Consider the following 11,900-nt stretch of genomic DNA (forward strand, 5'->3'; position numbering starts at 1 on the left):
CAGCATGCGAATCACTGTTTTGGGGACCGGATATCTCGGAGCTACACATGCGGCCTGCATGGCGGAACTGGGACACCAGGTTCTCGGCGTGGACGTAGACCCCTCGAAGATTGCGAAGCTACAGGCCGGGGAAGTGCCGTTCTACGAGCCGGGCCTTGAGGACGTTCTAAAACGGAATATTGCGGAAGGGCGTCTGAGTTTTACAGATTCTTACGCGCAAGCTGCTGATTTCGCAGACGCCCATTTCCTCGCTGTCGGTACGCCGCAGAAACGCGGCGAGTACGCGGCAGACCTGAGGTACGTCGACTCGGTTATTCAGGAACTGGCCCCACTCATAACTCGGCCGAGTGTGATTTTTGGGAAATCCACCGTCCCAGTGGGAACGGCCGAACGCCTTGGCGCGCTGGCCCGTCGTCTGGCACCTGTGGGAGAGGGCCTGGAGGTTGCATGGAACCCAGAGTTTCTTCGCGAAGGTCATGCGGTCAAAGACACACTGACCCCTGACCGTTTGGTGCTTGGGACCGATCCTACGCGGGGTGGACTTGCAGAGGCGTTTGCGCGAGATATATATTCAGCGCCTCTCGCGGCCGGCGTTCCGCTGGTGACGACAAACTTGGCTACGGCTGAGCTAGTAAAAGTCTCAGCGAACGCGTTCCTGGCGACGAAGATATCGTTCATCAACGCGATCGCTGAACTCTGTGAGGCGGCGGGCGCTGACGTCACTAAGCTTGCCGACGCGATAGGACATGACGAGCGTATTGGTCGCAAGTTCCTGAACGCGGGTATTGGATTCGGCGGAGGGTGTCTTCCCAAAGATATCCGCGCGTTTATGGCACGGGCCGGCGAATTAGGAGCGGATCAGGCGCTCACATTTCTCCGCGAGGTCGACAATATTAATATGCGCCGGAGGACGTGGATGGTCGAACAGGCCAAGAAATCGTGCGGCGGGTCATTCCTAGGGTCGAGGGTCGCAATTCTCGGAGCGGCCTTCAAACCCGAATCGGATGATGTGCGGGACTCTCCAGCGCTTAACGTGGCAGGTCAAATACAGCTCCAAGGAGCTACAGTTAACGTTTACGACCCCAAGGCAATGGATAATTCAAGGGCTCTATTTCCTACTCTTTCGTATTGCAGCTCAGTCGAAGAGGCATGTGAGGGAGCGGACACCGTGTTGGTGCTGACTGAATGGAAAGAGTTTACCGAAATTGATCCATCACTGCTGGCGAAGATCGTGCGAAATCGCTCAGTGGTAGACGGCAGGAACTGTCTGGACCCAGAAACTTGGTCAGGAGCTGGATGGATATACAGAGGAACCGGACGAGGCTAGCGACCGACACCGAGAGAGTCTGGATACTGGATGTTACGAGAGATTCGCGATCAGTCGAAGAGCGCGACCCACATGAAAGTTGGCCACGGGGGTGAGGTAAGCATCGACGGCGAGATGCTCTTTTCTGCCGGAGAAGATCAGCTAGTCGATGAACTGAAGCGGCTGATCGAGACGCAGGAGCGACACCTCGTCACCACCTGCAATGTCGACCAAATTGTCAAATTACGCAAGTCAGCAGACGCGCGGTCAGCATTTGAGGCTTCGTCCATACGGACGCTGGATGGCGCACCACTTGTACTGCTGGCGCGCCTGCTCGGAGCACGGCCCTGTGAGCGAAATACTGGTGCGGATATGCTCACTCGATGCGCTGCCTTATCTGGAACTGAGGGATGGTCAATCGCTATCGTCGGAGGAGCAGGCGATGTAGGGGCCCAAGCGGCAAGAAACCTGAGGGTCACTTATCCGGGAGCCCGTGTAAACCATGTGCCGCTCGGCCGATTAGAGAATGTGCGGTCTGAAAAGTCTAAACCAGCTCTGGCCCAACTCAAGGATCTGCAGCCTGATATTACATTCGTATGCCTGGGGTTCCCAAAGCAAGAAGCCTGGGTCCAGTACTGGCTTTCAGAACTGCCTCCCTCCGTTTATATAGGCGCCGGAGCGGCCGCTGATTTCGCAGCCGGGTCAAAGGCACGTGCTCCCGTCTTCTTGCAGAAACTTAGCCTTGAATGGGCGTTCCGGTTGTATCAAGAGCCACGTAGGCTCTTCAAACGCTACATGATCGATGACATTCAATTCGTCAGTATTGTGCTGCGTTCAATAGTAAATGCAGTCTGGTTGCGGTCCGCAACATGGCTTTTGCGCAGCCCGGGCGCCTCATGGGCGCGGAGGTTCCGCGGAAAACCCGAGGCGAGAAAAGAGAATATGACTAAAGAACGCCCTCATCCGAGACTAGCTATTGCGAAAAATCAAGGCGCGCCGAGCACCGTGGACCGTTTGATTATCCATCAATTTGACCTTCTCAAGGCCTCTCCCGGCGGAATAGACACCTGCATACGTGGGCTTTTGAAATACTTGCCAGTCAAGACAAGCATAGCGATCGTTGGAGTGATTGCGATGGGAAGCACCTCCGAACGCCAACTTGGAGTATGGGAGACGCACCGCATTGAAGGAAGAATAATCTACTTTCTCCCGGTCGCGCGTTTGGACCCGGCTGATCAGCACAGGAGAGTTCCGCACTCATTACGGATCGCATCTGGATTGCTGCGCTACCGTTCACGTTTGCCAATACCAAGCATTGTGCAAGTGCATCGAGCGGACCTAGCAGCATTCGTGATCGCAATGCGCTTGGCGCCGTTGGCCTATTTCGTCCACACTCAAGAGAATGGATTGACAGGGGGAAACTCGGACTCCGTTTGGCGGAAGGTTGGTGGTGCGCACCGACAAATGGAACGTCGCGTTGTTCGGCATTCCGCAACCGTCACGGTGTTCAACGAGGATCACGCAAAAGCCCTGAAACAGCTCAACGCGGCCACAATATTCTCTCCGACGTGGTTCGATCCGGAGATCCTATCTAGCGCCCAGAAGTCTGACACACGGACAGTAATCTGGGCGGGCCGCTTGGAGACACCGAAAGATCCAGCACTGGCGATAAACGCGGTCGCACAACTCATTAGCCAAGACCCGGGTTCATCATGGAGATTGGACATGTACGGGTTTGGCACGCAGGCAGACGCACTACAAGAGCTAGTAGCAGGCTTTGCTCCATTTGTATCCGAAAGAATAACCTTAAGAGGGCGCGTAGATCAAAAAGAACTCGCGCGCGCAATGGGGTCTGCGAGTGCATTTGTTATGACATCTTACCCGGGCTACGAGGGGTTCCCGCGGGTCCTGGTTGAGGCCCTCGCGTCCGGGCTTCCTGCCGTCGTGACCACAGGGTCGGATACCGGGGGCCTAGTCGAGGACGGTGTTAACGGGTTCACGGTCGAGAGTCGCAATGCGGCTGAAATAGCGTCGGCCCTCGCCCGAACTACTGATATTCAACAGGAGATTGTCGCTGCAAGTGTTGCTCATCTCGCCGCGCCGGCCGTAGTGGACCGCATTTACGATCACACAGTCGACAGCTTCGGCGCGAATGAACCCGTCGGCGTTAACGCGGCGGGATCCCCGCAGATCAAGGAAGTATGAAACATGAAATGCCTGGTTACCGGCGCGGCAGGGTTTATCGGTTCGACGCTCACGCAGAGATTACTAACTGAAGGCCATTCGGTAATTGCGATCGACGCCTTCACCGATTACTACGATTCAAGCCTGAAGAGACGAAACCTGGACGGAGTATTGAATCAGGTCGAACTAATTGAAGGAAACTTGAACGACCTCGACCTGAGCAAGGTACTGAGCCGCGGCGTCGACGTAGTATTTCACCAAGCAGGTCAACCAGGCGTACGGAAGTCTTGGGGAGAAGATTTCGGGATCTACTTAGATGAGAACATTCACGCCACACAGAAGTTACTTGAAGCGGCTGCGACTAACGAAGTAGAGAGAATCGTCTACGCGTCATCGTCGTCAATATACGGAGATGCAATCCGATATCCGACCACTGAGTCAGACTTACCTCAGCCGGTGAGCCCATACGGCGTCACAAAGCTAGCTGCGGAACACCTTTGTTCGTTATATGCAAAGCAGTTCGGCGTACCGACTGTTTCGTTAAGGTACTTCACGGTCTACGGCCCGAAGCAGCGTCCCGACATGGCTTTTACTAAATTTATAAAATGCGCGCTAGCGGACGAGCCGCTCGAGGTATATGGCGACGGGACGCAAATTAGAGACTTCACTTACGTTGATGACGCCGTCGAGGCGAACCTGGTCGCGGCGTTTGCGCCCGGAGTTACAAAAGGTGAGGTCATGAATGTGGCTGGTGGAACAAGTATCACTGTCAACGAGGTGATCAGCTTGCTCAGTGAAATACTGGACAAGAAAATCAAAGTAGAGTACCGATCGAATGTCCGCGGAGACGTATTTCAGACTGGGGGCACGGCTGATCGACTGCGAGGACTCGGATGGCAGCCCCGCGTCGCCATTCGTGAGGGGCTCGAGGCGCAAGTGGAGTGGGTCCGGTCAAAGCTTGTCGGTGTGCGCCCGGTGGCAAAATGACCGGGTTCTTATCTCGCGACCTCATTAAATCTGCTAACGCCACGAGGCGAGTCAAACTCCAGCAGGACTTGGCGGCGTATGACGTGACGGGATGGCGGCCTTCTATGCGGCTGCAGTTTCCCGGTCTCTACTATCAGAGAGTTATGCGTGATGTCGAATTTTTGTACTCGGCCGGGCGGCCTAGACTGGCAAACATACGTCGGGCCTATTTGAAGCTAATAGGAATGTTCCTGGGAATCTCGATACCGCCGGGAACTTTCGATGGCGGATTGTCGATCCCGCACTACGGGAGCGTCATCGTGAACGACAAAGTTCGAGCAGGCCGATTCTGTCGCATACATAGCGGTACTAATCTCGGCGAAACGAGCGACGGAGCGCCGACTTTAGGTGACGGTGTTTACATCGGCCCTGGCGCAGTTCTGTACGGTCCGATCTCCATAGGCGCCGGAGCAGTCATCGGCGCCAATTCGGTGGTGAACCAGGACGTACCACCAAGCACGCTGGCCGCAGGCTCGCCAGCTCGGCTAATGCGGCATAACAATCCGCCCGATGTAATGCCCTCTTGGATTCAGGCCAACTTGCTGCGAATTGTCGACCGGCAGGCGGGACTCAAGGTGGACACGACTGCACAAAATGGCGAAGGCTAGAGAGGCGATTCGAATGCCACGCCTCAGCGTAATAGTGCCAGTTCGCAACGGTGGACACTACGTCAAACGGGCGGTGCAGAGCACGCTCTTAGCTCTTCCCGCTGATGCGTCGGTTCACGTCATGGACGATTGCAGCACAGACGATACAGTGGAGCAGCTGGAGCAGATCAACGATCGTCGCTTGGTTGTGCTTCTCAAAAAGCATAAAGAACCCGGTTTAAGTGCCGTGCTGAACGAGCTACTGGACCGGACTGATAGCGAATACGTCGCTCGTATGGATGCGGATGACATCGCACTGCCGTGGAGGTTTCGACAGCAGTCGTCATACATCGAGACGCGAGGTCTAGATTTCACCTTCGCGCCAGTCATTCGATTCAGCAGACGAAAAGTTGCGCCGCAACGATTCATTGGCCTTGACCCAGCTAGTTTCAACCGTGCACTGCTGCTTACAAACCCAGTCGCGCACTCAACGATGTACGCAAAGAGACAACCGCTTACTGCTCTTGGCGGGTATCGGCAGGTGCAGTCAGAAGACTACGATTTGTGGCTGCGAGCCGCAGTACTCGGTTATCATCTCGGGCGCTCGTCTATGCCTTGCCTCCTATACCGGGTACACGCCGGCCAGGTGACTAGCAAGCCGGACTGGTCTGAAGCGTCGGTAGATGAAGACTTGCTGAGGCAGTCGCACCAAGCGCTCTCGGCCAAATTGATCGGTTGCCAGGTTAGTTCGCTCGTAGGGCTGAGAGCGCCGAGCATAGCGAGCGCTGATCTCATCGCTGAAACCAAGCGGCTGATTGCGGCAGTTCGTGACGTCTCGGCAGCATCCCATTCGCAATCGACTAAACAACTGCGTAGGATCGCAAATCGAGCCGAGGATGTATTGCCTACGACGCCGCCGAGCTACGGGAGAAGTCGATGGTGACGCTTGCGGTAGGGGTAGGGCTAGTCAGCATACTGATCGCTATGCCGTTCAGGTCGGGGCTGTTCGCGCTTTGGGCGGTCGTGGTCCTTCGATCGCTGTGTGATTACGGCGTTGTCGACTCGTCGAGACCGATGTTGGTCGCCTCTTTGTCCTCGGTGCTGCCAGTCGTCGCTATTGCTTATGCATTGTCCCTGTGGCTATCCGGCAAGCTGAAGTTGCGAAATCGGTGGCTCCTCGCTCTCGGTGTATTTGTGGTCCTATGGCAGATCGTGGCTTTTCTCGACTTTGGAATCCGCCCGTCAATATTGAACGAAGTGGTTCGCCTTTTGTCGATACTTGCGGTGTTCGCAGTGGCTACTTGTGCTGCGGGTTCTCTTCAGCGCATTTCGACTTACGCTATATCGCTGTTCATTCCGGCTGCGGCGGTCGCAATTATTGTGATGGTGCTTTCGTTGCCGCATACAGTCGTAAACGACCGGTTCACTTATACCTTCAGTCACCCGAACGCCGCAGGCGTCTATTTCGGGGTAGCGTTCTTGGTAGCACTCGGCATCGCGATATCCGGCAAAAGCCCCTTGTCTATCGGTGTGGCGGTGATCGCATTGATATTACTGACCGCAACTGCGAGCCTTACCTCTCTGTTGGCTGCAGCTATAGGTGCTATTGCACTACTGACAGTTAGCCCAGACTTGGGGAGTAGCCGAAAAGTGCAGATAGGCTTTTTTGGCGGCATTCTAATCTTCGCGGCCGTCGAGATTCTTAACGTATCAGATCGTTTCAATGAGTTTGCTGCCTCGGACGTGGCAGGTGATCCGGATTCGTTCCAGTGGAGGCTCGAGAACTGGCGCCTACTAATCGACCAATGGAAGATGTCGAAGGTACTTGGTTTCGGGACTGGTACCACCAACTCAATAATCAACCCGCTAGGCGGGCCTCCTCACAATGTATATGTGCAGTTCTTGGTCGAATATGGCCTGATTGGAATCGTTCTATTTGCGGTTGGTTACGCGTTATTTCTCAAGTCGTCCTACAAGTTAGCGCGATCGGGCGTTGGCGAGTTATCCGGCTTAAGCTTTGGTGTTCTTGTGTATCTGGGCGTGTGCGGTTTGGCAGGGAACACTGTTGGATATACGGCGGCTATGTATGCTGCTGCAGCGGTCGTTGGCCTCTCATTCGGTGAAGCCTGGATCGGAAAGGGCAGAGGAGGGGTTCCTCAATTAGGACCTCAGAACTCGAAAGGCGCGGCGCTTTGATAGGAATGGTGTTGAGAAAATGACCGATGGGTTTCCGCCTAGTGCTGATTGGCACGTGAATCGTGGACGTCTGCACGTGCAGGTAGCCTTGTTTCTGCTGCGTTGGGCCCAACGTAGTAGAAAATGGCCCTCGCCTGCGCGCCAGTTAGTCGGTATTCCTGTTGGACTACTTTACCGATTCGTGTCCCTGGCACTTATCGGGTTTGACATACCGATATCGACTCAAATCGGCCCGGGGTTGACGATTCAGCACGGAGTGGGATTAGTGGTGCACAATAGAGCCGTTATCGGGGCGGGCGTGACGCTACGGCAGTGCACGACGATAGGATCAAAGCAGGGATCGAATCCACCTAGAATTGCAGATGGGGTAAGCGTCGGTCCAAACTGCGTTATTCTCGGCCCGATTTCTATAGGTTCCTATGCGCAGATCGGTGCGGGTAGCGTCGTGCTCGCAGATGTGGGCGAATCGGAAGTGCACGCAGGCAATCCGGCGCGACGTCTTCGGTAGGTTTGATATAGTTGATGGACGGAACGCATTTGAAATATATAGATGTCATGCGTGATCGATGCCGAGCGGGCTTCGATTCGCTTCTAGGCAACACTAAGACGTTAAGTTTCGTCGACTTCCCAGATTACCCAAATGTCGGGGATAGCGCGATTGCTCTCGGGGCGTTGCAGTATTTTTTCGAGCGGGCGATTAAGGTCGAGTCTGTTTCGTGCATCGGCACGCTCTATGTACCAAAATTGCGCTCCTCTGATGTTGTTTACATCAATGGTGGTGGCAATATTGCTGGCTTTTTTGCTGGTATTGATCGCCATCGGAACGGTCTCAGTAGGGATCTGCCAGCCAACGTGAGGTTGGTGCAGGGCCCGCAGTCGATTCACTGGGCGAGCGAGTCAGCGCGGGCTGGTTTTCTCAACGACTTTCTGTCGCGTGAAGGTCTGGCGATCGCCGTTAGAGATAAGCGGTCTTCTCAGATATTGGCTGAGGAAGGTGCAAGCCCTGTGCTTATGCCGGATTCTGCTCACTTGCTGGGTAGGATAGAAAGTCCTCCTCCGTGCCAGAAGTACGTGGTGCTTGCCCGACGAGACCAGGAAGCTGTTGATTCCGGGCGCAGCGAGATGCACCCCGATTGGTTGACTGACGACAGGCGCGAGCGAGTAGCGAGCACAGTTCGATGGAAATATCGCTATCTATCTGGAATCGGATCTTGGCTGAATCCGTCTCCGTCAGCGTGGAAGTCGATCGCTGAACGCCGTCTCGCGCGCGGGGTTAGTATGCTTTCCCCGGGCGAAACTGTGGTTACTGACCGACTGCACGCGATGCTGATTGCCCTTCAGATGGGTCGCTCAGTTGTCGCTGTAGACAACAATAATCAAAAGCTTAGTAATTACGCTTCTACCTGGTTCGGAGATGTCGACGCTCGGCTGGTTTTTGCCGAGTCGATCGAAGCTGCTGTCGAGTCTGTTCGTTGACTCGGCCAGTAACGCCGGGGCGGTCCTACCGTGACTGTCACTCCCAACGGTTTGGCAAATAGTTGATAGCGCAGCTGTGGTCGCTACTGGAACGCGTTTTTCCGCGGGCGTCTTCGGCGTTTCTTATGCTTGTGCTCGCGTATTTTGCCGAACCGCGTCTCGTTGGCATCTATGGTTTGGCTGTCGTCTGTCTATTGTTGGTGCAGTCGGCCGGCGATAGCGCGGTACGGCAGATCGCAGTCCTCGCCATCAAGTCGAGTGAAGGTCGGCAATTTTTGCGCCGCTATCGCGTCATTGCCGGCTCTATGGGCTGTATATTTATCCTAATAATAGCTTTTGCGATTTATTACGTGTATAGGGGTAAGGTTCCGGATCAGAGTCTATACGCGCTGTTTACCTTGAGTGTAATTCCGGTTTTTCAGGCATCACGGGTATTCGGCCTAGCCGAACTTCAACTTTCGGGTCAATGGCGTCGCCTCGCATCATATCAACTACTGGCGTCAATCGTCTCGTTCGCATTCGGCTTCGTAATTCTTCTGCTAACTCGATCGCTAATTGCACCGTGCATACAGATGGTTTTGGCAGAGGGGTTGTTCGCCAGCGCTTGCATCTTCCGACGGCCCGGCAAGTATTTGGGTGATTCTACCGGCGAACATTCGTTTCCTGCCGGTGGGGGTAGACATGCGAAGCAAGAACATTTTGCGCGAAGTGAGTTTTGGTCTATGTCGACGTACTCTATCTTGGGCTGGGGCCAAATTCAGTCGGACCGGCTTCTGATGGGCTTCTCTGCTGGGCCAGCGGTTCTCGGCTCCTATTCGGTCGCCTCCGCTATTTCGCGGAGCGGTGGTGATGCCGCAGCAATGTCTTCGGCCAATATTTTGCGTTCTTCTATGGCCAACTCGAACGAGTACGAATCGCGTGCAATAGAAAAGCTGCTGCTGCGCGGTTTGGTGGTTGTGCTGGTTGCCGTAATACTGTCGGTTGCGCTGTCTGAAATTTTCGTTCGACGTCTGCTCTCCGCAGAATGGTCCGCGTCGGTGGATGTTGTTCCCGTGCTGGCGCTGGGCTCCATCCCCGCGTATCTTGCGTGGAATACTACTGTGGTGCTTGTCGTGTCTGGACAAGCGAATAGAGCGTTACCAGCAAAATTGCTTGGTGTTTTCCTGTCGGTTGGGGTTGCTTTCGGCGCTGCGCACAGTCTTGCGCTTGCTGCAGTGTTAGCGGTTAGTCGAGATGCCATTGTGTGTCTGTTGACTCTAATCCCGGCCCGGAAGCTGATCCCGAAGAGAGTTCTCTGGTCTTGTCTGCTCGCCTTTTCCGTAGGTGCCGTGGCATCGGTATGTCTTTTACTTGTGGGGGGCGAGGATTGGAGTATGTGAAGCAATTTTGAAAGCGAGTACTGACCGGTACGACACTTGGTCAGCGGCGGCATTTTGCGATACGGATCGGCGTGCGCATTGACGGGCAACTTATCGTGCGATTTGGCGTAGTGCACGCTAGTCTGTAAACGGCGACGAAGACACTGTGTCGCACTCTGGTCACCGGGGCGGGGCTCGGCGGCTGCAACCGACAAGCCGCAGGTGTGCAGTAGCTCCTAGAATGATCGTGACGATTGGAACTGGCTTTTATGACTGACGAGGCAAAAAAGGGCACTTCGCTCGGTGCGGATTCACTGCGCGCGGCGGTAGAGGTCGCGAAGAAGGGATGGCTGGTCATCCTGGCGTGTACGTTGATCTTTGGCTTAGCTGGGTTTTCGTACAGCGCGTTACAGGATCCGACGTATCGCTCGACTGCGGTGCTATACGTGACGTCAGGTGCCGAAAACACCGCCCAGTCTGCGTACCAGGGCTCTTTAGCCTCGCAACAACGAGTGACTTCTTACACCAAACTCGTCGATTCGGACGCAGTCGTAGATGAAGCCTTGAAGACTTCCGGCTTGTCTATCTCGATGGCTGAGGCAAAAACGGGACTTAGTGCCTCATCGACAGCTGACACGGTTCTGTTGAACGTGTCTGCAGAAAGTCACAACGCTGCGGACGCCGCAGCACTGGCGAACGCGGTAGCCACGTCTATGACGGCCTATGTTGCGGAACTCGAAACTCCCAGTGGGGGCGGTTCTCCTTTGGCGAAGATGACGGTGGTGACCCCAGCGAGCGAAGCGTCGTCTCCCGTTTTGCCACAGACCACACGGAACACAGTCTTTGCGCTGGCTCTGGGGCTTCTGCTTGGAGTGTGCTTCGTTTTTATCCGGGATCGTTACAACAACAAGGTTCGCGATGAAGCAGAGGTCGCTGCGGTCAGTGGCGCTCCAGTTCTTGCTTCAGTGCCTAGTGACGATCTTCTCAAGCGTCAAGGTCTGATCGACTTCGGATCAGGTGCCACTCTTGCCGCGGAGGCATATCGAAAGCTGCGCACGAACTTGTCGTTCACGAGTGTTGACAACCCTTCACGGCGCATTGTGGTGACCAGTGCGTTGGCCGCCGAAGGTAAGACGACAACTGCTATGAACTTGGCCGCCGCATTGGCCGAGACCGGTAAGCGTGTCGTTCTCGTTGACGCCGACCTCCGCAGGCCGCAGGTGTACCACCGTACAGGCGGCATGGGCGATATCGGTCTGACGAACTACCTCAAGGGCGACGGGTCGATGGCCGACCTGCTACAGCCGAGTGAGGTTAGCGGCCTGCAAATCTTGGCCAGCGGCCCGCAGCCGCCTAACCCGGCGGAGCTTCTGGGGTCGAAGAAGGCCGGACAAGGCATCGAGAATCTCTCGGCGATGTTCGACTACGTGATCATCGACTCGCCACCTCTGCTTCCCGTTACCGATGCCGCGGTCTTGGCGCAGTGGGCCGATGGCGTCGTCCTGGTTGCGCGGGCAAATCAGTCCCGCATCCCCGATGTCGCGGCGAGCATCGAGCAGCTCGAAGCTGTGCAAGCCAAGCTCATCGGTGTCGTTCTCACCGATGTCCCCACTCGCGGTGGCGCGTACAAGTACGGCTACTACTACAGCTCCACCGACGTGATGAAGAAGCCCGGGTTCTTCAGTCGATTCGGCAAGAAGGATCCGAAGCACCAGGATATCGAGGCGGTTCTCGAGTCAGCGCCTTCACATAGGTGATTCGACGCCT

General features: G+C 55.4%; 10 protein-coding genes. All 10 read left to right on the forward strand.

Annotated features, from left to right (window positions below; all coding sequences use genetic code 11):
• Positions 1–4: 4 nt before the first annotated feature.
• The 10 genes from CSW57_RS16425 to CSW57_RS16470 all read left to right on the forward strand — a co-directional run bounded on the left by CSW57_RS16425 (position 5) and on the right by CSW57_RS16470 (position 11,890).
• Positions 5–1,327, forward strand: coding sequence for a UDP-glucose dehydrogenase family protein (locus tag CSW57_RS16425; RefSeq protein ID WP_099383760.1), 1,323 nt, complete (start codon positions 5–7; stop codon positions 1,325–1,327).
• A 30-nt stretch (positions 1,328–1,357) separates the two neighbouring features.
• Positions 1,358–3,511 carry a WecB/TagA/CpsF family glycosyltransferase gene (locus CSW57_RS16430; RefSeq protein WP_099383761.1) on the forward strand — a complete coding sequence of 718 codons (2,154 nt, stop codon included), beginning with the start codon at positions 1,358–1,360 and terminating at the stop codon, positions 3,509–3,511.
• 3 nt (positions 3,512–3,514) lie between these two features.
• Positions 3,515–4,477: an NAD-dependent epimerase/dehydratase family protein gene (locus CSW57_RS16435; protein WP_099383762.1), complete on the forward strand. Its 963-nt coding sequence runs from the start codon at positions 3,515–3,517 to the stop codon at positions 4,475–4,477.
• A 224-nt stretch (positions 4,478–4,701) separates the two neighbouring features.
• A complete protein-coding gene (locus tag CSW57_RS24500; RefSeq protein WP_189339294.1) occupies positions 4,702–5,124 on the forward strand; it encodes a serine O-acetyltransferase in 423 nt (140 codons plus the stop codon).
• A 13-nt stretch (positions 5,125–5,137) separates the two neighbouring features.
• Entirely contained in the window at positions 5,138–6,046 is a 909-nt protein-coding gene (locus CSW57_RS24865) for a glycosyltransferase family 2 protein (RefSeq protein ID WP_189339295.1), read from the forward strand.
• Entirely contained in the window at positions 6,040–7,299 is a 1,260-nt protein-coding gene (locus tag CSW57_RS16450; RefSeq protein WP_099383765.1) for an O-antigen ligase family protein, read from the forward strand. Before CSW57_RS24865 ends, CSW57_RS16450 begins: the two co-directional genes overlap by 7 nt.
• Before the next feature lie 19 nt (positions 7,300–7,318).
• Entirely contained in the window at positions 7,319–7,807 is a 489-nt protein-coding gene (locus tag CSW57_RS24870) for a serine O-acetyltransferase (RefSeq protein WP_099383766.1), read from the forward strand.
• A gap of 14 nt (positions 7,808–7,821) precedes the next feature.
• Positions 7,822–8,775, forward strand: coding sequence for a polysaccharide pyruvyl transferase family protein (locus CSW57_RS16460; RefSeq protein WP_099383767.1), 954 nt, complete (start codon positions 7,822–7,824; stop codon positions 8,773–8,775).
• A gap of 125 nt (positions 8,776–8,900) precedes the next feature.
• Positions 8,901–10,154 (forward strand): oligosaccharide flippase family protein, encoded by a 1,254-nt coding sequence (locus CSW57_RS16465; protein ID WP_099383768.1) that lies wholly within the window; start codon positions 8,901–8,903, stop codon positions 10,152–10,154.
• 248 nt (positions 10,155–10,402) lie between these two features.
• Positions 10,403–11,890, forward strand: coding sequence for a polysaccharide biosynthesis tyrosine autokinase (locus CSW57_RS16470; protein ID WP_099383769.1), 1,488 nt, complete (start codon positions 10,403–10,405; stop codon positions 11,888–11,890).
• Positions 11,891–11,900 lie beyond the last annotated feature (10 nt).

The sequence above is a fragment of the Williamsia muralis genome, from assembly GCF_002735905.1.
GTDB lineage: Bacteria > Actinomycetota > Actinomycetes > Mycobacteriales > Mycobacteriaceae > Williamsia > Williamsia muralis_A.